The organism is Mesorhizobium sp. CNPSo 4670 (assembly GCF_057784235.1).
In genome coordinates, this window is record NZ_JBWJFQ010000007.1 from 1 (window position 1) to 25,026 (window position 25,026).

Annotated in this window: 26 protein-coding genes; 15 read left to right on the forward strand and 11 right to left on the reverse strand. The window is 63.6% G+C overall.

The window, feature by feature from the left end; translation table 11 throughout:
- Nucleotides 1–168 precede the first annotated feature (168 nt).
- Both AC0ZT5_RS13790 and AC0ZT5_RS13795 read right to left on the reverse strand, forming a co-directional pair.
- Complete coding sequence (locus AC0ZT5_RS13790; protein ID WP_488496882.1) at nt 169–813, reverse strand: response regulator transcription factor; 645 nt, start codon at nt 811–813, stop codon at nt 169–171.
- Nucleotides 814–821: 8 nt separating this feature from the next.
- Entirely contained in the window at nt 822–1,694 is an 873-nt protein-coding gene (locus tag AC0ZT5_RS13795) for a S1C family serine protease (RefSeq protein WP_488496883.1), read from the reverse strand.
- Between the two features lie 224 nt (nt 1,695–1,918).
- Here AC0ZT5_RS13795 and AC0ZT5_RS13800 point away from each other — a divergent pair, with 224 nt between their 5' ends.
- Nucleotides 1,919–2,866, forward strand: coding sequence for a S1C family serine protease (locus tag AC0ZT5_RS13800; RefSeq protein WP_488496884.1), 948 nt, complete (start codon nt 1,919–1,921; stop codon nt 2,864–2,866).
- On the opposite strand, the gene AC0ZT5_RS13805 is transcribed toward AC0ZT5_RS13800, so the two are convergent.
- Nucleotides 2,829–3,773, reverse strand: coding sequence for an arginase family protein (locus AC0ZT5_RS13805; RefSeq protein WP_488496885.1), 945 nt, complete (start codon nt 3,771–3,773; stop codon nt 2,829–2,831). The two genes, AC0ZT5_RS13800 and AC0ZT5_RS13805, sit on opposite strands and share 38 nt — an antisense overlap.
- A 107-nt stretch (nt 3,774–3,880) precedes the next feature.
- The gene (locus tag AC0ZT5_RS13810; RefSeq protein ID WP_488496886.1) at nt 3,881–4,297 is read right to left on the reverse strand and encodes a VOC family protein; all 417 of its coding nucleotides are present in this window, start codon (nt 4,295–4,297) and stop codon (nt 3,881–3,883) included.
- Nucleotides 4,298–4,363: 66 nt separating this feature from the next.
- On the opposite strand from AC0ZT5_RS13810, the gene AC0ZT5_RS13815 reads away from it, so the two are divergent.
- Nucleotides 4,364–4,993, forward strand: coding sequence for a TetR/AcrR family transcriptional regulator (locus tag AC0ZT5_RS13815; protein ID WP_488496887.1), 630 nt, complete (start codon nt 4,364–4,366; stop codon nt 4,991–4,993).
- Here AC0ZT5_RS13815 and AC0ZT5_RS13820 read toward each other — a convergent pair.
- Nucleotides 4,923–5,885, reverse strand: coding sequence for a LysR family transcriptional regulator (locus tag AC0ZT5_RS13820; RefSeq protein ID WP_457152453.1), 963 nt, complete (start codon nt 5,883–5,885; stop codon nt 4,923–4,925). The genes AC0ZT5_RS13815 and AC0ZT5_RS13820 overlap by 71 nt on opposite strands.
- Nucleotides 5,886–5,998: 113 nt before the next feature.
- Between AC0ZT5_RS13820 and AC0ZT5_RS13825 the strand changes: the two genes are divergently transcribed.
- The gene (locus AC0ZT5_RS13825) at nt 5,999–6,634 is read left to right on the forward strand and encodes an FMN-dependent NADH-azoreductase (RefSeq protein WP_488496888.1); all 636 of its coding nucleotides are present in this window, start codon (nt 5,999–6,001) and stop codon (nt 6,632–6,634) included.
- A gap of 54 nt (nt 6,635–6,688) precedes the next feature.
- Here AC0ZT5_RS13825 and AC0ZT5_RS13830 read toward each other — a convergent pair whose 3' ends face one another.
- From AC0ZT5_RS13830 to AC0ZT5_RS13840, 3 genes are all read right to left on the reverse strand, one after another.
- A complete protein-coding gene (locus tag AC0ZT5_RS13830) occupies nt 6,689–7,915 on the reverse strand; it encodes an ROK family transcriptional regulator (RefSeq protein ID WP_488496889.1) in 1,227 nt (408 codons plus the stop codon).
- A 124-nt stretch (nt 7,916–8,039) separates the two neighbouring features.
- Nucleotides 8,040–9,062, reverse strand: coding sequence for an SIS domain-containing protein (locus AC0ZT5_RS13835; RefSeq protein WP_488496890.1), 1,023 nt, complete (start codon nt 9,060–9,062; stop codon nt 8,040–8,042).
- Complete coding sequence (locus AC0ZT5_RS13840) at nt 9,063–9,989, reverse strand: BadF/BadG/BcrA/BcrD ATPase family protein (protein WP_488496891.1); 927 nt, start codon at nt 9,987–9,989, stop codon at nt 9,063–9,065. It lies immediately after the preceding gene.
- Between the two features lie 149 nt (nt 9,990–10,138).
- On the opposite strand from AC0ZT5_RS13840, the gene AC0ZT5_RS13845 reads away from it, so the two are divergent.
- The 5 genes from AC0ZT5_RS13845 to AC0ZT5_RS13865 are packed head-to-tail and all read left to right on the forward strand — an operon-like array spanning nt 10,139 to nt 15,237.
- Nucleotides 10,139–11,389 (forward strand): sugar ABC transporter substrate-binding protein, encoded by a 1,251-nt coding sequence (locus AC0ZT5_RS13845; RefSeq protein ID WP_488496892.1) that lies wholly within the window; start codon nt 10,139–10,141, stop codon nt 11,387–11,389.
- Between the two features lies 1 nt (nt 11,390).
- Nucleotides 11,391–12,326, forward strand: a complete 936-nt coding sequence (locus AC0ZT5_RS13850; protein ID WP_184874533.1) for a carbohydrate ABC transporter permease — start codon at nt 11,391–11,393, stop codon at nt 12,324–12,326.
- Nucleotides 12,323–13,171 (forward strand): carbohydrate ABC transporter permease, encoded by an 849-nt coding sequence (locus AC0ZT5_RS13855; protein WP_488496893.1) that lies wholly within the window; start codon nt 12,323–12,325, stop codon nt 13,169–13,171. The genes AC0ZT5_RS13850 and AC0ZT5_RS13855 overlap by 4 nt, the downstream gene beginning before the upstream one ends.
- Before the next feature lie 31 nt (nt 13,172–13,202).
- Nucleotides 13,203–14,135 carry a 3,5-dioxohexanoate:acetyl-CoA acetone transferase gene (gene kce, locus AC0ZT5_RS13860; RefSeq protein WP_488496894.1) on the forward strand — a complete coding sequence of 311 codons (933 nt, stop codon included), beginning with the start codon at nt 13,203–13,205 and terminating at the stop codon, nt 14,133–14,135.
- Between the two features lie 43 nt (nt 14,136–14,178).
- Entirely contained in the window at nt 14,179–15,237 is a 1,059-nt protein-coding gene (locus tag AC0ZT5_RS13865) for an ABC transporter ATP-binding protein (protein ID WP_488496895.1), read from the forward strand.
- Between the two features lie 59 nt (nt 15,238–15,296).
- Here the strand turns inward: AC0ZT5_RS13865 and AC0ZT5_RS13870 are convergent, their stop codons facing one another.
- Together AC0ZT5_RS13870 and AC0ZT5_RS13875 are read right to left on the reverse strand one after the other, a co-directional pair.
- Nucleotides 15,297–15,596: an AzlD family protein gene (locus AC0ZT5_RS13870; RefSeq protein WP_488496896.1), complete on the reverse strand. Its 300-nt coding sequence runs from the start codon at nt 15,594–15,596 to the stop codon at nt 15,297–15,299.
- A complete protein-coding gene (locus AC0ZT5_RS13875; protein ID WP_488496897.1) occupies nt 15,593–16,330 on the reverse strand; it encodes an AzlC family ABC transporter permease in 738 nt (245 codons plus the stop codon). Before AC0ZT5_RS13875 ends, AC0ZT5_RS13870 begins: the two co-directional genes overlap by 4 nt.
- Nucleotides 16,331–16,500: 170 nt before the next feature.
- Here AC0ZT5_RS13875 and AC0ZT5_RS13880 point away from each other — a divergent pair, with 170 nt between their 5' ends.
- Nucleotides 16,501–16,959 (forward strand): Lrp/AsnC family transcriptional regulator, encoded by a 459-nt coding sequence (locus AC0ZT5_RS13880; RefSeq protein ID WP_488496898.1) that lies wholly within the window; start codon nt 16,501–16,503, stop codon nt 16,957–16,959.
- A 225-nt stretch (nt 16,960–17,184) separates the two neighbouring features.
- Complete coding sequence (locus AC0ZT5_RS13885) at nt 17,185–18,387, forward strand: MFS transporter (RefSeq protein ID WP_488496899.1); 1,203 nt, start codon at nt 17,185–17,187, stop codon at nt 18,385–18,387.
- A gap of 10 nt (nt 18,388–18,397) precedes the next feature.
- On the opposite strand, the gene mocR is transcribed toward AC0ZT5_RS13885, so the two are convergent.
- Complete coding sequence (gene mocR / locus AC0ZT5_RS13890) at nt 18,398–19,849, reverse strand: rhizopine catabolism transcriptional regulator MocR (protein WP_488496900.1); 1,452 nt, start codon at nt 19,847–19,849, stop codon at nt 18,398–18,400.
- 119 nt (nt 19,850–19,968) lie between these two features.
- Between mocR and AC0ZT5_RS13895 the strand changes: the two genes are divergently transcribed.
- From AC0ZT5_RS13895 to AC0ZT5_RS13915, 5 genes are all read left to right on the forward strand, one after another.
- Nucleotides 19,969–21,066, forward strand: a complete 1,098-nt coding sequence (locus AC0ZT5_RS13895) for a Gfo/Idh/MocA family protein (protein WP_488496901.1) — start codon at nt 19,969–19,971, stop codon at nt 21,064–21,066.
- A complete protein-coding gene (gene iolE, locus AC0ZT5_RS13900) occupies nt 21,063–21,962 on the forward strand; it encodes a myo-inosose-2 dehydratase (RefSeq protein WP_488496902.1) in 900 nt (299 codons plus the stop codon). Before AC0ZT5_RS13895 ends, iolE begins: the two co-directional genes overlap by 4 nt.
- Nucleotides 21,963–22,077: 115 nt before the next feature.
- The gene (locus AC0ZT5_RS13905; RefSeq protein WP_457152543.1) at nt 22,078–23,034 is read left to right on the forward strand and encodes a rhizopine catabolism ABC transporter substrate-binding protein; all 957 of its coding nucleotides are present in this window, start codon (nt 22,078–22,080) and stop codon (nt 23,032–23,034) included.
- A gap of 55 nt (nt 23,035–23,089) precedes the next feature.
- A complete protein-coding gene (locus tag AC0ZT5_RS13910) occupies nt 23,090–24,187 on the forward strand; it encodes an ABC transporter permease (RefSeq protein WP_184874545.1) in 1,098 nt (365 codons plus the stop codon).
- Nucleotides 24,187–24,981: an ATP-binding cassette domain-containing protein gene (locus tag AC0ZT5_RS13915; protein WP_477228121.1), complete on the forward strand. Its 795-nt coding sequence runs from the start codon at nt 24,187–24,189 to the stop codon at nt 24,979–24,981. The genes AC0ZT5_RS13910 and AC0ZT5_RS13915 overlap by 1 nt, the downstream gene beginning before the upstream one ends.
- Nucleotides 24,982–25,026 lie beyond the last annotated feature (45 nt).

Consider the following 25,026-nt stretch of genomic DNA (forward strand, 5'->3'; position numbering starts at 1 on the left):
CCAGCCCGATGCCGCGCGACCCGCCGGAGATGAACAGCGTCTTTCCCTTGAGCGACATTTCCTTGTGCCTCCCTTGCAACATGGCAGGCGCGAACCTTTGCGCGGCAGGCGACCGCAGTGCAAGGCCTGAGGCGTTGGTTGCCGAGTTACGCTGCGTAGGGTTTTTAACTAGACCAGCACCAGCCCCTGCCGCATCGCAATGGCGATCGCATCGGTGCGGTTGGCGGCACCCAGCTTGATCAGGATCGCGGCGACATGGAACTTCGCCGTGTGCACGGAAATGTTCAGCCGCCGCGCGATCACCTTGTTGGGTGCGCCCTCGGCCAGCAGCGACAGCACTTCCGCCTCGCGCGGCGACAGCGCAGGCCGGGCGGCGTGCTCGTCGGAGGCCTCGTCGTCAAACGGCTCGCCATCGCCGGCCTCGCCATCACCGGCATGGAAATCCTCATGGCGCCCGCGTCCGCCATCGCTCGTTACGCGATAGCCGGCCGCCGCCAGCCGCGCTGCCGCTGCGATCAGCAAATCGTCCGCGCCCGCAGGCATCACGGCCAACACCTCGCCAGCAGGCCGCTCGGCGCTGCCCGACAGCAGCACCCGTGGCGTGGAGGCCGGCACGGCATCACCGCTGCTGTCGTCGACGATGGCGACATCGGCGGTACCGCCGCCGGCCGCGACCGGCAGCAGGTCGTCGCTCGCGGCAAACGACGCAGCCAAGCGCTCGGCGCGAGCCGCGTCGCCAAGCGCAATCAGCACCACCAGCCGCCGCGAGGCGGCACCGTCATGCATGATCCGGTCGCTGGTGAGCGTGTCCATCACTCCTCTCAGGAAAGCGGCTTTTCGCCGATCGTCAGCGCGACATCGCGCTGTTCGCCGCCGCGCACGACACCGAGTGTCACCGAAACGCCGGCGCTGTCAGGGCCGAGCCTGCGGATCAGATCGCGCGGGCCATGCACGGCCTCGCCATTCCATGCCACGATGATGTCTCCGAGCGAAAGACCGGCGGCCTTGGCCGGGCCCTCGTCGTCAAGGCTCATCACCATCGCGCCATGCGCGTCGCGGTCGCGCACCGGGTGCAGCCCGGCGCCGAGATAGCCGCGCGCGACATGGCCCTTTTCACGCAAGGTCGCCACCGCCCGCTCGATCGTCTCGTAAGGCATCACCAGTGCCCGGTGGCGCGGCCCGAACAACAGCATGCCGATCAGCGCGCCCTTGGCGTCGAGCACCGGGCCGCCTTCGAAACGGCCGCCGGCCGCGACGGCCAGATTGATGCGCCGGTCGATGGTGCCACCGCGCATCGAGCGCCAGGCCGGGCCGACCTCGCCGACCGAGCCCGACACGGCCAGCGCCGAACCCTGGCTGTTGCCGATGGCGATGGCGATGTTGCCGGGCCGTACCGCGTCCGCCTTGGCAAGTGAAGGCGCTGTGCCCGCATCGGCCGGCTTCAGCAGGGCGACGCCGGTCGATGGATCACGGCCTACCAGTTCGGCCTTCACCGTCTCGCCAGAGGCCAGCGTCAGCTCGATCTCCTCGCCAGCCTCGACGGCTTCCTCGGCGGTGACGAAATAGCCGTCGCCCCAATGGAAGGCGCTTGCCGTGCGATGATGATGCGTGGCGAAACTTGCAATTGCCGGCGCCGCCTTGGCGGCGAGATCGGCGATGGCCTGGGAAAACGCACTCAGATTGAAATCGCTCATATTGGTCTCCTGGGTTTCTTCATGCCCCAGATATCGCTCGGCAGCGCGCTTGAAGGTACTCGTCTGACGGCTAGTTGGCGGTTTGACTGGCCATCTGGTCAGGTCGCGGCGGTTCCAGCCGCTCCGCACATATAGTGCGTGTCGCCCAAAAGTGCTCAGCGGTTTTGGGATAACGGCACGCACAGGAAAAACCCGCGTTACGACTGAAAACACGGAGCCCGCCCATGGCCCTCGCCGCCGCCAAATTCCAAACCGACGACACGCTGCTCGACGCCTATTCGATGACGGTTGCCGACGCCGTCGACCGCATCGGCCCCGCCGTCTGCCGCATCGAGCGCATTGGCGGTCAGGGCGGCCATGGTTCCGGCTTCGTCATCGCGCCGGACGGGTTGGTCGTCACCAATTTCCATGTCGTCGGCGACGCCAAGACGGTGCGCGTCTCCATGCCGGACGGCGCCTCCCGCGAGGGCCGCGTGCTTGGCCGCGACCCCGACACGGACATCGCGCTGGTGCGCGCCGACGGCAGCTTTGCCGATGTCGCCCCCCTTGGCGATTCCAAGCGGCTGCGGCGCGGCCAGATCGCCATTGCCATCGGCAATCCGCTCGGCTTCGAATGGACCGTCACTTCGGGCGTCGTCTCGGCGCTCGGCCGATCCATGCGCGCCTCCACCGGGCGGCTGATCGACGATGTCATCCAGACCGACGCAGCGCTCAACCCCGGCAATTCCGGCGGGCCGCTCGTGTCGTCGGCCGGCGAGGTCATCGGCGTCAACACCGCCATGATCCATGGCGCGCAAGGCATTGCCTTCGCCGTCGCCTCCAACACCGCCAATTTCGTCATCTCGGAGATCATCCGTTTCGGCCGTGTGCGCCGCGCGTTCATCGGCGTCTCCGCCGACACGACGAACCTGCCGCGTCGCGCAGCCCTCTTGTCGCAAGTCTCGACCAGCACGGCTGTGCGGCTGCGCAGCGTCGAGAAGAATGGCCCGGCGGCGAAGGCTGGCCTGAAGGAAGGCGATATCATCGCCGCCATCGACGGCCGCCCGGTCACCGGCGTCGACGACCTGGTGCGCCTGCTCGACGCCGAGCGCATCGGCCGCGAGACGCAGTGCACCGTCGTGCGCCGTACCGGCGTCAGCCAGGTAAGTGTGACGCCGGTGGCGCGTAGCTGAGGTCTCGCTGCTCGAGCACCCGCCCAAGCAGCGACACCAGTAACGCCGCCAGTTCGCCGGTCGGGTCGAGGTCGGGATCGAAGATCGTCATGTCCATGCCGATGCATGCAGGACCGGCAACCAGTGCGGACAGGATAGCGACGAGATCGTCGGGATCGATGCCGGGACTGCCGGGCGAATCCACCGCCGGCATCACCGTCTGGTCGAGCACGTCAATGTCGAGATGCAGCCAGTAGGGAGACCGCGCCAGCGTTGCCCGGGTCTTTTCCAGCACCCTCGCCACGCCAAGCTCGCGCGCGGCAAAGACGTCGATCAGCGTCATTGCGGTGGAGTTGATGTCCGGCCAGGCGAAGTCGGCATCACGGCTCTCCCGTTCGCCGATCTGGATCACCCGTTCTTCGGCCACCAGCGGCCCGGCAATGCCTGGCCACTCGGTCAGGAGCGGTTCGCCGCGCCCGGTGGCGAGCGCGAGATCCATGCCGGCGGCCGAGCCGAGCGCGGCATCGGCATCGTAGTTGCCGGGATAACGGAAATCGCTGTGACCGTCGACATGCACCAGGGCCAGTGGACCGGACCGCCGTGCGGCCGCCAGCGCGCCAAGCAGGATCGAACAATCGCCGCCGACGATCAATGGAAATTCGCCCTGCCCGATCGCGCCGGCGACAAACTCGGCAAGCTCCAGATTAAACCGGCGGATCGCAGGGCCATTGCGCAGTCGGGTGCCAGGCTGCGGTTCGGTGCCGTAGGCGGGCCGTTCGAGATCGACCACCTTGGCGGGAGCAACCACCTTGACCAGGCCGGCCTCGCTCAGCGCCTGCGGCGCCCGCCATGTCCCCGGCACATGGCCGGGCCGCAGCGGGCGAAGACCAAGGTTGGACGGGGCGCGGATAAGGCAGATTTCACGCATGGAAGAGCCTGGGTTTGCCAAGCCCACCATAGACCGCGAATGCCCGCCAGGTCACGCCGCCGGAGCCGCCGCCCATCTCTGCCGACAGTTCCTGCCAGCGACCCCATTCAGGCACCCTCGGTAAATTGCGCCTGAAACGCCGGGCTCGGCGGGATCGGCTTGATCACGTCGATCAACACGCCATTGGGGTCCTTGGTGATGAAATGGCGCTGGCCAAAGGGTTCGTCGCGCAGGCTGCACAAGATCGGCAGGCCGGCGGCGGTGATGCGTTCGTAGACAGCATCTGGGTTCCTGACCTCGAAATTGATCAGCAGGCCGGACGTGCGACCCCGCCCCTCTTCCGGAATCGTTTCATGATCGCCATGGACGATGCCGAGATTGACGCGGCGATCCTCGGCAGACTGCAAATGCACGTACCAGTCGCTCTCGAACAGCGGCTTGAAGCCGAAATGCTTGATATAGAAAGCCTTTGTGGCGGCAACATCGCCTGTCATCAGCACCGGGTAATAGCTCGTGGTCTTCATCTTTCCTTCTCCCGTCGAACAACATACACTCTGCATGTAAATTGTACTAACATACAGGCTGCATGTATGCAACGTGAAACCGCGCGCCGTTCCAACCGCGACCGCACCGAGGCGACACGCGCCGACCTGATCGCCGCGGCGCGCAAATTGTTCACCGAAAAATCCTATGCCGAGACCGGCACCCCCGAGATCGTCGCCGCCGCAGGCGTCACGCGCGGCGCGCTCTATCACCATTTTGCCGACAAGCAGGCGCTGTTCGCCGCTGTGGTTGAACAGGAAGCGGCAGTTGTGGCTGACGAAATCGAGCGCGCCTCGCCGCCCTCGTTGTTTGCCCGCGACGCGCTGATCGCCGGTTCGGACGCCTATCTCGCCGCGATGCGCGCGCCCGGCCGCACGCGGCTGTTGCTGCTTGACGGGCCGGCCGTGCTTGGCCGCGCCGCCATGGACGCGATCGACAATCGGCATGGCAACCGCTCGCTGCGCGAGGGGCTTGTCGCGGCGATGCGGGCGCAGACGATGACGAGATTGCCGACCGAAGCGCTGACCGCGCTGCTGGGTGCCGCCTTCGACCGTGCAGCCCTGGCCATAGAGGCCGGTGAGTCAGCCGAAGACTACCGCATCGTGCTCATGGCGCTGATTGATGGGCTCTCTCCAGGTCCTCCTCGTCAGGTACCTGGCCCGGCTCGAACTCGTTGAAGCAGCCAAGCTGGCGCTTGAACTGCTCGATCAGCCAGGCCGCCGCCGGCTTCGGGCTGCTGTCGTTGCGATGCATGGCAAAAAGTGGCGAGTTCGCCTCCCTGAAAGGCTCGAGGTCGAGTTCCACCAGCCGGCCGCTGGCCAGGTCGTCGGCGATCAGCCAGCGCGGCAGCCCGCCCCAGCCCAGCCCCTCGCGCATCAGCATATGCTTGGTGCGCATATCCGTCAGCCGCCAGGTGCGGTAGGCGAAAACACCGAAGTCGCGCCCCTTGGTGCGTTCGGACTGGTCGGTGACGACAAGCTGGATGTGTTCGCGCGCATCCTCGATTGCCACGGGCTTCGGCAGCAACGCCAGCGGGTGACTTGGCGCGGCAGCCAGCACGATCGACATGAAGCCGATGCGCACAAGATGCACATCGTCGACTTCGCCCAGCAGGCCGCCAATGCCGAGATCGGCCTGCCCGCTGACGACGTGATCCGGGATCAACCCCAGCGAGCCTATGTGCAGGCGCAGCGTCACGGTCGGGAACTGGGCCTCGAATGCCTTCAGCACCCGAACCAATACTGGCGAGGGCAGTGCCGCATCGACCGACAGCGCGACTTCCGCCTCCAGCCCCTGATGGTAGCCGTCGGCTCGCGTGCGGATCCGCTGCAGCACGCCGACCATGCGTCGCGCATCCTCCAGCATCGCCCGGCCGATCTCGGTCAGTTGCGGCTCGCGCGTGCCCTCGCGCTCGAACAGCTTCAGTCCGAGCTGCGCCTCGAGATTGGCGATGCCATAGCTGATGACGGATTGCGCGCGGTTGAGCTTGCGGCCGGCGGCCGAGAAACTGCCGGCCTCGGCGACAGTCAAAAAGACCTGAAGTTGATCGAGCGTCGGGTTGGGCTGCATGACCATATCCACTTCATAGATGGATAGTATAGAAAATATGCCAGTTTTTCAAATGGGTCGATGGCCCCATATCCAGCGGGACAAATTAATCCAACCCCCTGGAGAGCCCCAAAATGTCTATCCTTCTCGTTACGTCGAGCCCCCGCGGCACTGCCTCGCACTCGACCCGCATTGCTACTGAATTCGCTGAAAAGCTCCTCGCTGCCGATCCGTCGAACACGCTTGTCGTGCGCGACCTCGTCGCCAACCCCTTGCCGCATATCGACGCCGACTATTCGACCGGCATCTACACCCCGGCTGAAGCCCGCACCCCGCGCCAGGCTGAAGTCGTCGGCGTCTCCGACGTCGTGCTCGACGAGCTGTTCGCCGCCGACACGGTGATCCTCGCCACCGGCTTCATCAACTTCAACATCTCCTCGACGCTGAAGTCCTGGGTGGATCACATCGCCCGCTCCGGCAAGAGCTTTGCCTATGGCGAGAACGGCCCCAAGGGCCTCGTCACCGGCAAGAAGGTCTATATCGTGCTGGCTTCGGGCGGCATTTATTCCGAAGGCGCGGCCGTGCAGCTCGATCACGCCATTCCCTATCTGCGCGGCGTGCTCGGCTTCCTCGGCATGAGCGATGTCGACGTCATCCGCATCGAAGGCGTCGGTATGGGCCCTGACGCGGTGACCGCCGCGCTCGCCAAGGCGACCGCCAAGGTCGATGCCGTGGTGGCGGCCAGTCAGCAGGTCTCTGCGGCCGCTTAAGCCATCAATCGTCGAATTTGAAAGGCAGGCGCCTGGCGCCTGCCTTTTTGTTGGTCAAGCGTCCTTTGCCTCAGCGACAATATCCGTCGTGTCTTGCGCGATCTCGGGCAAAAGCGGCAACACCACAGCCGGATGCCGGCCTTCGCGCAGCATGAGCCCGAGACTGTAGTCGACGGCCAGCTTCATCGCACCGAGCGCGGTGCCGCCGTCTCCCAGCGAACTGACGGCGATGCGTGTCGGCCACGCAAGTTCTGCCGCGACGCGCTCGACGTTTTCCGTCATCAGCGGGTTTCTGCCAACGCCGCCGCCAAGCACGATCAGGCCGGGGTCGAGCATGCCGATGCAGCCGGCCGCTAGTCTGCCGATATCGGCGGCATGACGCTCGACAGCGGCCAGCGCAGACGCCGAACCCTCCCGGGCGCGCGCGAACAGATCCTTGGCCGAGTCCGGCGGCGCCCCTTCCTGCAAGGGCCAGTCGACACGGCATCGCTCGATCAGCGCCCGCGAGCCGAGATAGTGTTCGAGCCCTTCACGATAGGGCGTCTCGCTGACGGACCACGGAAACGGCATGCGGCCGATTTCGCCGGCGGCGCCGCCGGCGCCGCGAAACAACCGTCCCTCGGTGATGAAGCCAAGGCCAACCCGCACGCCAACTTGCAGGAAGGCGAAGGTCTGGTGGCCCCGCGCGGCGCCGTAATGCATTTCGCCAATGGCGGCGCAGTTGACGTTGTTTTCCAGGATGATCGGCACTTCGACATCGCGCCGCAGCAGGCCAAGCACGGCCGACGGTCCGCCCGGACGGTCGAAGCGGTCGTTGGAAACGATACGCGGCACCGCCACGGCAACGGCACGCAACGCACGAAAACTCTTGCCCACCTTGCCCATGGTGGCATGCGTCACCGACAGCACGATGGCGCCGACCTCGTCGGGATGGCTGGATTTGGCCTCCGGTATCGGCTCTTCCGCCGCCGACAACGGCTGCCCGTCCATCGAATAAGCGACAGCGCGCACCTGGGCCGCGCCGACATCGACGCCGATCGCATAGCCCGCGCCCGGACCGATGCCATAGATGGTTGCCGTGCGGCCAATGGCGCCGCGCTCGAGCCCGCGCGAGGCGACAAGCCCCAGTTCGCTCAATTCCGAAACCGCGGCCGACATGGTCGGCTTCGACAGGTCGAGCATCGCTCCGAGCTTCGGCCGCGTCACAGGCCCATGCGCGGCGAGCACACGCAGCACGGCGCGGGCACTGTCGGTCAGATTGGGGATTTCCGCAGCCGCCATCTCTCCCTTTCGAGCTTTGCCCTGCAAATCCTGTTGCCGGTCCGCGAGAGCCGCCGCGACTCACGCCTCTTCAATGCCTCATTGCCGGGCGGTTTGGCAATTTTCTCGATATCTGGCGGTTACGTCAGACTTCGGTCGGCGACCAAGGCTTCAGCTTGATATCGGTCTGGCGGTAACGGAAAACGATATCTGTGAGGCCAGCGGCATCCTGCATGTCGCCGACGATAAGCTGGATAGCGATGATTTCCAGGATGGCGTCGGCGACGGCGTTGCCGAGGGCGGGAATGGAGATCACCACCAGCCTGTCGGCAGAAGCGACATCCGTGCGCCGCGTCACCAGCACCGAGGGGCAGCCGAACCCGGCGACATCGATGGCGATCTTGACCTCGCGGCCGTCGCCGATGGCGATCAGTCCGGTCGCCGCATCCTGCGATTCCATCGGCCCATGCAGGTAGTTCAGCGTGTCCCATCCGGATGCGGGTACCCGAACCGCCTCACGGATCAGCATCGCCGCCTCGCCAGCATTGGCGAAGCTGACACCTGCGCCGACGATATCGATGGATGCCCTGCCCTGCAGCAGCCGTGCCGCCTGTCCGGCCACCTGCTCGGCGCCGGAAAGAACCGTGGCGACCGCGCTTGGCAAACGCGCCCAGTCGAAGCTGTTGCCGGCAAGTCTGTCGATCAACATGCCAAGCGCCAGCAAGGTGCCGGTATAGCCGGTCGAACTCGCACCATTGTCCGCTCCCGAATCCGTGGCAAGCACGGCGCCGGTCAGATCGGCCAGCGGATTGTCGCTGCCACGGCATACGGCCAGCCGCGGTGCCCCCGACGCCTCGTGCATGACGTCGGAAATTTCCCGGCTCTGCCCCGAGGCCGAAAGTGCGATGAAGGCATCCGCGCCGGCATCCGTCCGGCCATAGAGATCGGTCGGCGTGTAAGCGAAGGCCCGCATGCCGCACGCGCGCAGGTAAAGCGCCCCGGCAAGGGCGGCCTGATAACTGGCGCCAATGCCGGCAAGCCCGATCGCCTTGCCGGCAAGGACGTCGAGATCGAGACCATCGAGCGACTTGGCCACCGAACGCCTGCCGATCTCGAGACTTTCCGTCTGGCGTGCCACCGCCTGGCGGTAGCCGATACGCTTCATCATTCAAACGGCTCCGATCTGTGAGGACACACCTTGGCCGGCGAGTAGCCGCCTGGCCAACGCGACCCCGCCGAGCACCGGAGGTTCGCGTAGTAACAGCACCTGGCTCGGCGGCGAGACTTTCGCCATGGCGTCGACAAATGCCGTCATCAACATCGGCTGCTCTGATATGACGCCGCCGCCGGCCACGACAAGGGCCGGATTGGCGCCGCGCTCGATCAGCAGTTCGACCAACGCGGCAAGCCCTGCCCCGCCTTCCCTGATCACACGGACAGCCAGCGCCGAGCCGCCGATCGCCGCGTCGAACACGGCATTGGCATGGCGGCCCCAGACCGCCGCGCCGCGCGTTTCGTTGAGCAGGATGCCAAGCTTGGTCTGGTCGTCAGTGCCAAGTTCGCGCATCAGCGCTCCAATCAGCGGGTCGCTGGCATCCTCGCCACGGTCGAGCGCGCGGCGGATTGCCTTGGCCGCCTCACGCACAAGGGCAGGCGCGCTGCCTTCGTCACCGAGGATCCAGCCCCATCCGCCGGCAGCCAGCATCTTGCCTTCAGCCGTGCGTGCGACCGCAATCGAGCCGGTGCCCGAGACGACGCCGATGCCGTCGACATGGCCAGCGGCCGGCACCATCAGTTCGGCATCGTTGACGACCTGCACCGCGCCGCCGGTCCTGGCCGCCAGCAGCGCCTGGAAGCGAAGGCACTGTTCACCCGTGTCGCAGCCATGTGCGCCGACCGCCAGGGCAGCGGGCGCCATGCCGCCACACAGATTGACGACGATGCCGGCCAGCTTCGTGGCATCGGCCTCCATCTCACGGATGCGCCAGGTCTCGGTCACCAGCACCTCGTCGGCGATCGTACGTTCGCCCAGGCACACCATGATGCGCGTCTTGGTGCCGCCGATATCCACGCCTGCAATCATTTTCTGGGTCAACGACATCCACCGCACAAGCCGGACGAAGCGGGTTGCCGCGTCCATTCCATATTAGTTAGGAAACTTTACAAACTATCTTTCCAGACGGCAAGAACTATGATTTGATAATCGTCGTAAAAAGCGCATCAAGCGCATTGGGAGATTGCAACATGAGCAGGAGAAGGATTGGCCTGGCCCTCGCGGCCGCGTCTTTCGCATGGGGACTCGCAGCAAGCGTGGCGCATGCTACCGACATTTCGTTCTGGACCTGGCGCCAGGAAGACAAGGCCGCCTACAACGAACTTTTCGCCGATTTCACCAAGGCCAACCCGGACATCCATGTGAAGTTCGAGTCCTTCCCGGACGAGAACTATCCGACGATCGTCTCGACGGCGCTGGCCGCCGGCAAGGGCGGTGACGTCATCCACACCCACGCTTATGGCTGGCTGGAGCAGTTCGTGAAAGCCGGCTATTTCGAGCCGCAGGACATGACCACCGTGCCCTCGCTCGCCAACCAGCCCGCCGATGCGCTGGTGGCCGGCACCTACCGCGCCGACAAGAAGGTCTATTCCCTGCCCTTCGCCTCGCAGACGCTCGGTCTGTTCATCAACAAGGATGTCTTCGCCAAGGCGGGGCTCACCCCGCCGACCACATGGGATGAGTTCATCACCGTCAGCAAGGCGCTCAAGGAAAAGGGCATCTATCCCCTGGCCAACGGCATGGGCACAAGCTGGTTCAATGAGATGTTCGTGGCCATCTTCACCAACCCGTTCCTCGGCCAGGACTTTGTCAGCGACCTGACGTCGGGCAAGACCACCTTCAAGGACCCGCGCTATGTCGCTGCACTCGGCAAGCTGCTCGAGCTACGCGACTACATGCCTCCCGGATTCGAAGGCATAGACTATGAAACCGCAGGCCAGCTGTTCATCAGCGGCAAGGCGGCGATGCTGGCCGGCGGCAGCTTTGATATCGCCACCTACCGGACCCAGAACCCGGCGATCAATATGGACTTCATCGCCCCACCAATGGCCAAGGCCGGCGACACACCGCAGGTGACCAAATTCTTCGACGGCGGTTATGCCGTCAACGCCAAGTCGCCCAACAAGGAGGCCGCGCTCAAGCTGGTCAACTGGATGGGCACCAAGGAGTTCGGCGACAAGTTCTCGGCCTTGCTCGGCAACATCTCGCCCATCAAGGGCGTCGTCATCAAGGACGAACTGCTCGCCCACGTCGCCAAGTTGAACGAAACGGCCATGCCGCATATCAATGTCGTCTACTTCCGTTTCGAGAAGCCGACGGGATCGGAGCTGCTGCAGGGCGACATCACCAAGATGATGTCGGGTTCGATCACCCCGGACCAGTTGGCCGCCGACCTGACCAACGGGCTCGCCAAATGGTACAAGCCTTTCCAGGGCAAGTGAGATGAACATCGGCCGGCGCCACACTGCAAAAGCCTTTCCGTGGCGCCGGTCACTCTGGATCGCATCCCTGCTGACACCGGCCCTGGTGGTCATGGTGCTGTTCGTGCTCTGGCCCCTGCTCTCGGCTTTCCGCCTTGCCTTCTATGAGTTCAACGGCTTGCAGCCCACCGGCTTCGTCGGCTTCGAGAACTTCCGCAAGGTGTTGTTCGAGACGCCGTACAGCGACTGGACCTACAATGCCCTGAAGCACAATATCATCGCCTTCGTGGCGTTGATGGTGTTCGAGAATGGCACCGCCTTCCTGCTCGCCTACGCATTGCTGAAGGCGCTGCCCGGCCATCGCATCCACCAGGTTATCGTCTTTCTTCCAGTCGTGCTGTCGGCGGTGATCGTCGGCTTCCTCTGGAAACTGTTCCTGCATCCGCTGTTCGGGCTGGTGAACCAGACGCTGGCGCTTGTCGGCATCGGCGCCATCCCGTGGCTTGGCAATGAATCGACCGCGCTGGGCAGCATCCTGTTCGCCAACATCTGGCACTGGCTCGGCTTCCCGACATTGGTGCTGCTGGCCGGCATGCAGCGCGTTAGCAAGGAAGTGATCGAGGCCGCCCGTCTCGATGGCGCCGGCGACTATGTGCTGATGACCCGGATCATCTGGCCGCTGATTGCGCCGAGCGTCACCATCGTCACCATCCTGACCTTCATCGGCAGCTTCAACTGGTTCGAAATCCCCTATGTCATGGCTGGCCTTACCGGCTCACCCGGCGGCGCCACCGATGTGCTCGGCCTCTATTTCTATCGCACCGCCTTTGGCAGTACGACGACTGGCATCCAGGATTTCGGCCAGGGCAGCGCTCTGGCCGTGATGATGTTCATCATCGTTGCAGGCGTGACCGCAATCGCGCTTCGCTACCTGCGCCGTCGTGAGATCGAACTGTGAGCGCAGCAGCCGGCAGCCGGGACCGCGGCGAATTGTTGAAGAACGGCGCCATCCAGCTGATGCTGGCGCTCAATGCCGTCATCATGATCTATCCGCTGTTCGTCATGGTGATCTCGTCCTTCAAGACCAATGCGGAGATTTTCAGTTCGCCCTTCACCATGCCGTCGAGCTTTTCGCTGACCAATGCCGAACGTGTGTGGACCGAGACCAACTTCGTCCGCTACCTCGCCAATTCGGTCGGCATCACCACGGCGGCGGTGGCGCTGATCCTCTTGTTCAGCACGATGGCCGCATACGCGATCGCCCGCTATCAGTTCAGGCTGAGCGCGCTGGTGCTGATGTTTTTCCTGAGCGGCATGACCGTGCCGTTGAAATTGGCGATCATTCCGCTGTTCATCCAGCTGGATACGCTGGGACTGGTCGACAGCTATGCCGGCCTAGTGCTGGTCTATGTCGCCATGGGCATTCCTTCTGCGGTTTTCATCATGACCGGCTTCCTCAGGACCTTGCCGCGCGAACTGGAAGAATCGGCGCGCATGGACGGCGCTAGCGAATTTCGCATCATGCGCTCGATCATGCTGCCGCTGGCGCGCCCGGCCCTGGTCATCGTCGCAATCCAGAACGCGGTTCCGATCTGGAACGATTTCTTCTTCCCGCTGGTGCTGATCACTTCGGACGATCTCAAGACGCTGCCGCAGGGCCTCACCGTCTTCGTCGGCGAGTTCACCACCGACTGGGGCGTGCTGTTCACCGGACTAACGCTGGCGGCACTACCCATCACCTTGCTCTACATCGTGCTGTCGAAGCAGTTCATCTCGGGCATCACCCAAGGCGCGGTCAAATAGGGCGCGATCAAATAGACGAGGATCCTTTCAAGTGGCCAACCAGAACAAGATCATCATCACCTGCGCAGTTACCGGCTCGATCCACACGCCATCGATGTCGCCGCACCTGCCGGTAAGCGCCGAGCAGATCGCACAGGCCGCAATCGAAGCCGCCGAGGCAGGTGCCGCCATCGTCCATCTGCATGCGCGCAATCCAGCCGATGGCCGTCCCGACCAGTCGACCGAGGCCTTTGCGCCCTTTTTGCGGGTGATCAAGCAGCGCTCGGGCTGCGTGATCAACATCACCACCGGCGGTGCCGCGACGATGAGCGTCGAGGAACGCGTCAAGCCGGCGGCGACCTTTGCGCCGGAAGTCGCCTCGCTCAACATGGGTTCGATGAATTTCGGCCTCTATCCCATGCTGGAGCGTTTCAAGACCTTCGAGCACGAATGGGAGCGGCCGTACCTCGAAGGGTCGCGCGACCGCATCTTCCGCAACACCTTTGGTGACATCGAGTACATCCTGCGCACCTGCGCGGAAAACGGCACGCGTTTTGAAATTGAGTGTTACGACATCGGCCATCTCTACACGCTCGCCCATTTCGTCGAGCGCGGCCTGGTCAAGGCACCGTTCTTCGTCCAAAGCGTGTTCGGCATTCTCGGCGGCATCGGTACCCATCCGGAGGATGTCGCACATATGAAACGCACCGCCGACCGCCTGTTCGGCAATGACTACCACTGGTCGGTGCTGGGCGCCGGGCGCAGTCAGCTGCCCATCGCCACCCAGGCGATTGCGCTGGGCGGCAATGTGCGGGTCGGGTTGGAGGATTCATTGTGGATTGGCAAGGGCCAGCTGGCGAAATCCAGCGCCGAGCAGGTACGCAAGGTGCGCCAGATCATCGAGGGGCTCGGCGCCTCGGTGGCCACCCCTGACGAGGCGCGGCAGATCCTGCAACTCAAGGGCGGCGACAAGGTCTCTTTCTGAGGCGATTTCTTTCTCGAGGCCAGTCTTTTCCAAGGATGACATGATGAGCGCGCTTTCCATCACCGATGTCGAGAAGGCCTATGGCAAGGCGAAGGTCATCCACGGCGTGTCGGTGGACATCGCTTCGGGCGAATTCGTCACCCTCGTCGGCCCGTCCGGTTGCGGCAAGTCGACCTTGCTGAGGATGATCGCCGGGCTGGAGGACATCAGCACCGGCGAGATCGCACTCGAAGGTAAGGTCATCAATGACATCGCGCCGAAATCGCGCGACATCGCCATGGTGTTCCAGAACTATGCGCTCTACCCGCATATGACCGTGCGCGAGAACATGACTTTCGCGTTGACGCTGAAGAAGGAAGACAAGCGCGAGATCGACGACAAGATTGCGCGCGCCGCGACAATCCTGGGACTGCAGGATCTGCTTGAGCGTTATCCGCGCCAGCTTTCCGGTGGCCAGCGCCAGCGTGTCGCCATGGGCCGCGCCATCGTGCGCGAGCCGAAGGTCTTCCTGTTCGACGAGCCGCTCTCCAACCTCGACGCCAAGCTGCGCGTGCAGATGCGCTCCGAAATCAAGGCGCTGCACCAGCGTTTGGGAACCACCATCGTCTATGTCACTCACGACCAGGTCGAAGCCATGACCATGGCCGACAAGATCGTCGTCATGAATGGCGGCATCGTCGAACAGGTCGGCGCCCCGCTCGATCTCTACGACCGGCCGGCCAATCTGTTCGTAGCCCAGTTCATCGGCTCGCCCGCGATGAACATCCTACACGGGCGCAGCACGGCCGACGGCTTCACCACCAGCGACGGCATCGTGTTCCCGCTGCCTGTGCTGAAACAGACCGAAAGCGCCGTCGCCTGGGGCATCCGGCCCGAACATCTCAGGCTTTCCGACAGCGGCGTGCCGGCAGTTGTCGAAGTGGTCGAGCCGACCGGCTCGGAAACCCTTGTCATTGCCAAAGCCGGCAACAACACGCTGAGCGCGCTGCTGCGCGAGCGGATCCGCGTCTTGCCGGGTCAGCACGTTTTCCTTGCCCCGGACCTGACACAGCTCCATCTGTTCAACGCCGAGGGTCGGCGCATCCCGTCCGCGATCCAATAGATCGCGGCGGCTACGACACCGATGAGAAAAAGCAGGCGCCGGCGCCTGCTCTTTTTGTCCTAGCCGATCAGATGCCTCAGAATGCCCGCAGAGGCGACCCCGATCAGCACTGTCGGCAGCATGGAGAACCGTGTTGCCGCGACAAAAGTGACGGCCAACGCCAGAAGGTCAGCCGGGTTCCTCGACACGAAGGCCGGTGCGATCACCGAGATCAGCACGCAGCCGGGCGCCGCCTCCATCACGGCCGTGGCACGGGCGCTGAGCGTGCGGTTGCGCAGCACGAGATAGCCGCCGATCCGGGTCAGATAGGTGACGCCGGCCATCAGCACGATGGTGAAAAGGGTCGTCGCGTCGATCATGCTTCGCTCCTCCAGAAGAACCAGGCCGACACCAGCCCCGACACGGCGCCCGCCGCGACATACCAGCCGCCGGGAACCATGAGATAGGTCAGCGCCGCGACGACAAGGCTGACCAGCCAGGGCCGCGCGGCGGCCACGCCCTTCCACATGCCGCGCATCAACACCAGGAAGACAGCCGGGAACGCCATGTCGAAACCATAGGCCTCGACATGGCCCAGCATCGGGCCGAGCAAGGCACCTAGCGTGGTGAAGGCCACCCAGGTGAGATACATCGCCAGCGCCGCACCCATATAGTAGCGAGGGCTGAAGGCTGGCGTGATACCAGCCGCGGCACGCTGCCTGGCGTCGGCAAGCCCGAGCGCCCAGCTTTCGTCGCATAGGAAGAACAGCGCCGGAAACATCTTGCGCCGCGGCAGGTGACGCAGGAACGGCGCCAATGCCGCCCCCATCAGCAGGTGCCGGCTGTTGACCAGGAAGGTGATGGCGACGATGAGCACGATGTGCGGCGGTGACGTCCACAGTTGGATCGCCGCGAATTCCGAGCCGCCGGCGAAATTCAGCCCTGTCATTGCCGAGAGTTCGACGACGCTCAAGCCTTTCTGGGTGGCCTGGGCGCCGAGTACCAGCGCATAGGGAATGGTGCCGAACAGCACCGGCGCGCATGACGCCACGCCACGGCGGAATTCGGACGTCGAACCGTCGCCTGCCGCCTCGACTGCCTGTGAAATGCTCATGCTTTGCCATCGGTCGGCCTCGCGGCCGCCGCTTCCGTTGCGCTTGAAATCAGTGATGTTGGCGGCAAATATACCGATACCGTCCAGCAATTTGGTTGCGAAGATTGTTGTATTTCGTCAAATTTTGGCATTGAGTGTCACAAATTGCCAAGAAAATGGAATCCACAGCCATGACGCTCGATGAGATCGACAAGCGCATCCTGCGGGCACTGCAACGCGACGGCCGCATGGCCAACAACGATCTGGCCAACGAGGTCGGGCTGTCGCCATCGCCTTGCCTGCGGCGCGTGAAGCTGCTGGAGGAGGCCGGCGTCATCGACCGCTATGTCGCCGTGCTCAACCCGGCCAGCATCGGCAAGGGCCTGACCTTCTTCACTCGCATCTGGCTGAAGCAGCAGGACGAGGACACGATCGAGCATTTCGCCACCGAAGTGGCCAAGCTGCCGCAGGTGATGGAATGCTATCTGATGCTCGGCGATTGCGATGCCCTGGTGCGCGTGGTGGCGGCCGGCATCGACGACTACCGCCGCTTCCAGTCGGAGCATCTGAGCCGCATCAAGGGTGTGCAGAACGTCAAGACCGACGTCCCCAGCCAGACGATCAAATACACGTCCGAACTGCCGTTCTGACGCATGTCGCTCGAAGCAGTTTTGGGACAACGACATACGTCCAAAAAACCACGCGGTTTTGGGATAGTGAAAGCTGCCCGAAGAAAGCGGCCCGTGGTGACGGGAAAACGGCGCGAACTCAGACTGGATAAAAAACGCAACCGGAATTGTAGGATCGGCCTCAGAGCCAGCGTCCTTCGGCTGCAGGCGGCGCGTAGCGCTGCCCTCTGGCATGGGAGAAAGAATATGAACCATTCCTATCGTTGGGTCATCGTCGCGGCTGGCGCGCTGATGTCCTGTGTCGCCATCGGCACGATGTTTTCGCTGGCGATCTTCCTCGAACCGATGGCGATCGACACCAACTGGTCGCGCGCCGGCATTTCGAGCGCCATGACCCTCAACTTCCTGGTGATGGGCCTTGGCGGCTTCGCCTGGGGCGCCCTGTCCGACCGCTTTGGCGCTCGCATCGTCGTGACGATCGGCGCGGTGCTGCTTGGGCTGGCACTGGTGCTGGCCAGCCGCGCCGGCTCGCTGCTGAGCTTCCAGATCACCTATGGCGTGCTGGTCGGCCTCGCGGCCAGCGCCTTCTTCGCGCCGATGATCGCGCTGACATCAGGCTGGTTCGACACCAACCGCAGCCTTGCGGTGTCACTGGTCTCGGCCGGCATGGGCGTGGCACCGATGACGATCTCGCCCTTCGCTCGCTGGCTGATCTCGGCCTATGAATGGCGCGCCGCCATGTTCGACATCGGCATCACCGCATGGGTGCTGCTGTTGCCGGCCGTGCTGCTGGTCCGCCAGCCGCCGAAGCCAGCCGTGGCCGATTTCGGTTCCGCACCGGTTGCCGAAGGCGCCGGCCTGACGGCCGGCCAGGCGCTGCGCTCACCGCAATTCATCGTGCTCGGGCTGACCTTCTTTGCCTGCTGTGCTGCCCATTCCGGACCGATCTTCCATATGGTCAGCTATGCCATGCTGTGCGGCGTGGCGCCCATGGCGGCGGTCTCGATCTACAGCGTCGAGGGCCTCGCTGGGCTTGGCGGGCGGCTTCTCTACGGCGTGCTTGCCGATCGGCTTGGCGTCAAGCCGGTGCTGATCGCGGGCCTGGCGATCCAGGCGATCGTCATTGCCGCCTATCTCAGCATCAGGCAGCTCGAGCAGTTCTACATGCTGGCCGTCATCTTCGGCGCCACCTATGGCGGCGTGATGCCGCTCTATGCAGTGCTGGCGCGCGAGTATTTTGGCCAGCGCATCCTGGGCACCGTGTTCGGGGCCGCAACCATGCTGTCCAGCCTCGGCATGGCGCTCGGTCCGCTGGCCGGCGGCATGGTGTTCGATGCCTACGCCAACTATTCCTGGCTGTTCATCGGCTCGGCCATCATCGGCCTTGGCGCGGTCGGCATCGCCATCGCCTTCCCGCCGCTGCCGCGCCGGGAGTTGCAGACGGCGTGACCTGGGGAATCTATCCGAAATGGGCTTTCAGCACGGCTCGAAATTTTTGCATCGTCTTTTCGGTTGTCTGCGCATCGGCAGCCGCAAAGCCCATGACAAGCCCGTTTTGTTCCGAGCCGTGACGGTACTGAATCGATAGAGCCGAGACGTTGATCCCTTGTTGGAGCAACGCCTCGGCAATCGCCGCGTCGTTACATCTATGGCGGAAAATGCCAACAATCTGGATGCCGGATTCGGTGGAATGGAAATCCAGCCATTCTCCAAGATGCCTTTGAGCCCTGTCCAGGAAGAACTGCCGCCTTTCCGCGTAGAGGCGCCGCATGCGCCGGAGATGACGAGTAAAGTGCCCCTCGTTCATGAAGTCCGCCAGCGCTGCCTGGGCAAGCAATGGAGCGAACTGGCCGGTCACGCTCAGCGCCGAGACGATCGTGTGGTCTATCGCCTTGGGCGCCACCAGAAAGCCGAGGCGCATGGCCGGAAACAGGATCTTCGCGAAGGTACCGACATAGACCACGCGGTTTGACGCGCCGATGCCCTGCAGCGCCGGTATAGGCTGCCCTTGAAAACGGTATTCGCCATCGTAGTCGTCCTCGATGATCCATGACCGCCAGGTCTCAGCCATGTGCAGGAGATTGAGCCGCTGTTCCATGGGCATGGTTATGCCGAGCGGATGATGGCAGGAGGGCGTCACGAAAATCATGCGCGGAATGACAGGCGGTGGATCGAGGTTCCAGCCTGCATTGCCCACGCGCAGCGGCGCCAGTTTCGCCCCAGCCGAGACGAAAGCCGAACCCGCCCCGTAGTATCCCGGCTCCTCCATCCACACCGTGTCGCCTTCATCGATCAGCAGCCGGGCCAGGAGATCGAACGCCGACTGCGCGCCATTGGTCACGACGATCTGCTCGGCGGCGCACTGAACCCCCCGCGACGCGGTGAGATAGCGAGCGATAGCCTCGCAAAGAGGTGGATAGCCTTTGACGTGATAGGTCCCGAAAAGGTCGATATGCGCAAATTTTGCGCGGCGGCTGAGGAGTTTCGACCAGGTGTTGAACGGAAAATTATCCGGGTCCGGCATGCCGGGATGAAATGCGAGCATGCCGGGTCGGCCGTGATGATAGGGTTGGGCGAGCATGGCCTGCCCGCGCAATGATATCGGATTCTCACCCTCGACCGATACATGCTCCGCCGCGGCCGAACGGGTCGGCAGATCCATGACCACCGAAGGCCGGCGTGGCCTTATCGCCAGATAACCCTCCAGCGCCAGCTGGTCGCAAGCGGCAATCACCGTGTTGCGGCCCACCTGCAGATCCCGCGCCATGACCCGTGTCGAGGGCAGCGCATGGCCGCTCGGCAGCACGCGCCGTTCGATCAGACCGCGCAACTGGACGTAGAGCTGCCTGTGCAGGTTGGCGGAACTGCCGCGATCCAGCGCAATGCCGTCGATTGGAAAACTCGTCTTCATCGTGGTTCCGAAAAATCAATGCAAACTGGTTCTAACAATGGAACCAAAGCAGTCCTAGGCTCAAGAAAAATGCGTTCAGGTTCAGGTGGGGCTGACCGATGCAGTGCATAAGGGTGGGAGTGATCGGTGCGGGAGGCGTCGCCCAGGTCGAGCACATCCCGAATCTGCTCAAATTGCACCGGCAGTTCAAGATTCTCGGTGTATATGATCCTTCGCGCAAAACCCGCGCCTTTGTCGGCGAGGAATTCGGCCTTGCTACATTCGCCGATCTCGACGGACTTCTAGCGATGCCCCTTGACGCCGTGGTCATAGCCTCCCCCGATGCCTTGCACTGGGAACAGGCTCTCGCCGCCTTCGCCAGGGGGCTGCACGTCTTCTGCGAAAAGCCGCTTTGCTACAGCGCCGGGGACATCGACGACCTGATCGCCGCCAGGGATCGCGCCGGCAAGGTGCTTCAGGTTGGCTACATGAAGCGTTTCGATCCGAGCTACGAGGCGGCGCTGAAGATGCTGCCGGGCACGGCGCGGACGCTTCGCTACATTTCGGTCGAGGTCAACGATCCCGACGCGTGGCCGTTCGTGCGGCACCATTCCACATGCCGGGGTGACGACGTCGCGGTGGATCTGGTTGCCTCGACCGAAGCCAGGCAGCGCGAGCAGGTGGATCGAGCGGTGCCTGGACTGGATGATCCCGACGCCTTTCGTGGTTTTGTCGGGGCCTATTGCTCAGCGATCGTGCACGACGTGAACGCCGTGCACGGGCTGCTCGATGCGCTCGGCGTCACGGATGGCGACATTGTCGGCGCCTCGCTTTTTGCCAGAGGTGAAGGCGGCCAGGGCGCCGTGCGGCTGCTCGGTGGCCAGGCGCTGTGGAACATGGTGCATCTGGCCGTACCTAGGCTCGCCGACTACCGCGAGCGCATAACGCTCTACTTCGACCAAGCCTCGCTCGAACTGGAATTCCCATCGCCCTATCTCAACCACCAAACGACACGGCTGACCCTGCGCACCAGCGACGGCCACACGCTATCCAGCCGCGATATCCGCAGCGGATACGAAGAGGCGTTTGTCGAGGAGTTGAAGGGTTTCTGGTCGGCGATCGTCGAAGGCACGCCGGTGCGCAACACCGCCGAGCAGGCGCGTCGCGACATGACGCTGCTGGCCGGGCTCACCCGGCGCCACCTTGCCCAGCTCAAGCAATCAGGAGCTCGCCCGTGACGGTTCGCATCGGCATAAACCCGATCACCTGGAGCAATGATGACGTGCCGGAACTCGGCGGCGATACGCCACTTGAGGTCTGTCTCAGCGAGACCAAACAGGCCGGCTATTCCGGCACTGAACTTGGCGGCAAGTTCCCGCGCCGGTCGGCCGAGCTGAAGCCGATCATGGAGCGCTATGGCCTTGCCGTGATTTCCGGCTGGTATGATGGCCGCTGCGACGAGAAGGAAGTCAGCGCGGAAATGGATGCGATCATGCCGCATCTCCAGCTGTTGAAGGATATGGGCGCGGCGCATGTCGTCTATGCCGACACCTCGCGCGGGCGCCATAACGCCATCTGGGGACCGATCTCGCAGCGCCCGGCACTGAGCTTGGAGGAATGGCCGGCCTACGGCAGCAAACTGACCGCGCTGGCCGAGCGGATGGCGGATTTCGGCGTGCGCATGGCCTTTCACCACCATATGGGAACCATCGTCGAGACCGATGCCGAGGTGGCCCAGCTGATGCGGCACACCGGCGAGGCGGTCGGCCTGCTCTACGACACCGGCCACTCGACATTTTCCGGCGGCGACCCGCTGGCTTTGATCAGGGCGCACGTCAAGCGCGTCGTGCACGTGCATTGCAAGGACGTGCGCAAAGCCGTTCTTGAACGTGCCCGCGCGCAAGACATGAGTTTCATGGGGGCGGTCATGGACGGGATATTCACCGTTCCCGGCGACGGGTTCATCGATTATCCCTCGATTTTGCGCGTACTTGCCGACAACGGCTACAGCGGCTGGCTGGTCGTCGAGGCCGAGCAGGATCCCAGCAAGGCCAACCCGCTGACCTATGCGACAATGGGATTCCGGAATTTGTCGCGCATGGCCGGGGAAGCCGGATTTACCGTCACGGAATAGTCGCGGCCGCCATGCGGCCTCCAGGGGACCAGTGCTGATGAATGAAACTGGAATAAAGGGGCAACTGGACTGCCGACCGTAACTGCGGCGGCGGAAAACAAAACAGGAGGTTGTTATGTTTTCGCTTGCGAAATTAATAAAGCCTGCGCTCGGCCTGCTGGCCGGCGTTACAATGATGGCGGCGGCCACCAGCCTTGCGGCCGCCGATGATACGCACGTGGTGTTTGTAACCCATGGCCAGAGCGGCGACCCCTACTGGTCGGTCGTGAAGAACGGCATGGACGATGCGGCCAAGACCCTGGGCGTCAAGGCCGAATATCTGGCGCCCGAAACATTCGACATGGCCAAGATGGCGCAAATGATCGACGCCATTACAGCCTCGAAGCCCGATGGGATGGTTGTTTCGATCCCCGACGCCGCGGCCCTTTCAGGTCCGGTCAAGAATGCCGTTGCCGCCGGCATTCCGGTCATCGTCATCGACTCTGGCGGCTCGAAGCTGACCCATGATCTTGGCGGCCTGCTGTTCATGGGGCAGGACGAATTTCAGGCGGGCGTCATGGCGGGCGAGCGCATCAAGGCGCTCGGCCTCACCAAGGCGGTCTGCGCCAATCACGAGGTGGGCAATTCCAGCCTTGACGATCGGTGCGCGGGCTTTGCCAAGGGTCTGGGCGTCGATGTTCCGGTGATGAACGGCGTCATCGACCCGACTGAAATGAAGAACCGCATGATTGCCTATATGACCGCTCATGCCGACACGCAGTTCATTCTGGCTGTCGGCGCCAGCGGTGCCGAACCAACGCTGGCCGCGCTCGATGAAATGGGCCTCGCGGGCAAGGTGAAAACCGGCACGTTCGATCTGTCTCCCACGATCCTGCAGGCCGTTGTTGCCGGCAAGATGGAGTGGGGCATCGACGCCCAGCAATATGCCATGGGCTATATCCCGGTCGCGATGTTCGACCTTTGGAAGAAATACAAGATCATGCCGATCGCCGACTATCCGACGGGCCCTGGTTTCGTCACCAAGGATACTGCCGCCTCGGTCATCGATCTGGCGAAACAGGGCAAGCGTTAACCGCTGGCGGCCGGGCCTCGGCCCGGCCGCTCTCACCGATGAAGGCAACGCACCCATGGCTGCAGAGATTCGCGACGAGCGGATCCGGTCCGTCTCCCGCCTGAGCCGCCTGTTGAGCAGGCCGGAACTTGGCGCGGCCGCCGGAACCGTTCTGGTCTTTGTGTTCTTCGCCATCACGGCGGGAAATACAGGACTTTTCAGTGCCAAGGGGATCATCAATTTCCTCGAGGTCTCGGCCCAGCTTGGCATTCTCGCCGCACCCGTGGCGCTGTTGATGATCGCAGGCGAGTTCGACCTGTCGGTTGGCTCTATGATTGGCTTTGCCGGGATCCTGATCGCGATCCCCTCCGTGTTCTGGGGCTGGCCCATCTGGCTTTCGCTGCTGTTTTCCTTCGCTGTTTGCGGCGGTATCGGCGCGCTCAACGGGCTTGCCGTCGTCAGGACCGGACTGCCCTCCTTCATCGTGACGCTCGGAAGCCTATTCATGCTGCGCGGCCTGACGCTCGGTCTCACGCGCGGCATATCCGGGCGGACCCAGGTATCCGGCGTTCATGAACTGGCGTTGAACGATCCTCTCAACAGCCTGTTTTCAGGTCAGGTGTTTTCCGGCCTGATCGCGTGGCTTTCGGACATCGGCCTGGTCGGCAAGCGGGCGGACGGCCTGCCGTCGATCTCCGGCATCCCGGTCTCGATCGTCTGGTGGATCGTATTGACCTTGATCTGCACCTGGTTGCTGACGCGCAGCCGCTTCGGCAACTGGATCTTCGCCGCGGGCGGTGAAGCCAACGCCGCGCGCAATCTCGGTGTGCCGGTGGCGCGCACCAAGATCACGCTGTTCGTCATGACGGCCATGGCGGCCGCGCTCTTTGCGGCGATCCAGGTCCTGGTCACCGGCTCGGCCGACACGCTGCGCGGCACCCAGAAGGAATTCGAGGCCATCATTGCCGTCGTCATCGGCGGCACGTTGCTTACCGGCGGCTACGGATCGGCCGTCGGCGCCATGTTCGGCGCATTGATCTTCGGCGTGGTGCAGATGGGCATCTTCTACACCGGCATCGACACGGACTGGTTCAAGCTGTTCATGGGCGCCATGATGGTCATCGCCGTGCTGTTCAACAGCTATGTGCGCAACCGCGCCATGAGGAGTCGGTGATGGCCGAGCCCTATGTCGAACTGAAGTCGGTCAGCAAGTATTTCGGATCGGTCGTTGCGCTGAAGGATGTGTCGTTCGACGTATGTCCGGGCGAAGTCCATTGCCTGCTCGGCGACAACGGCGCGGGCAAGTCGACGCTGATCAAGACACTGTCCGGCGTCTACGCACCCGACGAGGGTGAAATCCGCGTCCAGGGCAAGCCGACAAGGTTTGCGTCGCCGGCCGATACCCGCAACAGCGGCATCGCGACGGTCTATCAGGACCTGGCTTTGGTGCCGCTCATGAGCGTGGCGCGAAACTTTTTTCTCGGCCGCGAGCCGATGCGCAAATTCGGCCCGATCAGCCAGTTTGACGCCGAGTTCGCCAACCGCACCGCGTATGACGAATTGTCGGCGATGGGCATCCAGCTGCGCGATCCGGAACAGCCCGTTGGCACGCTTTCGGGCGGGGAACGGCAGTGCCTGGCCATCGCGCGCGCCGTTTATTTCGGCGCCAAGGTGCTGATCCTGGATGAGCCGACATCGGCGCTGGGGGTCCATCAGGCATCCGTGGTCCTGAAGCTCATCGTCCAGTCCAAGGCGCGCGGCATCGGCGTCATCTTCATTTCCCACAACGTTCATCACGCTTATGTGGTCGGGGACCGCTTTACCTTGTTGAAGCGCGGCAGATGCACTGGCACCTACGCGAAAAGTGAAATCGATCGCGATCAGTTGCTCAATCTAATGGCGGGCGGCAAGGAACTGGTCGACCTGGAACAAGAACTGAATAGAGCGGTCAAAGGCAGCCCCGCGTAAGGGGAGCAAAGGTCAAACAGGTGGCGCAAAGCCGACGATCGTCGC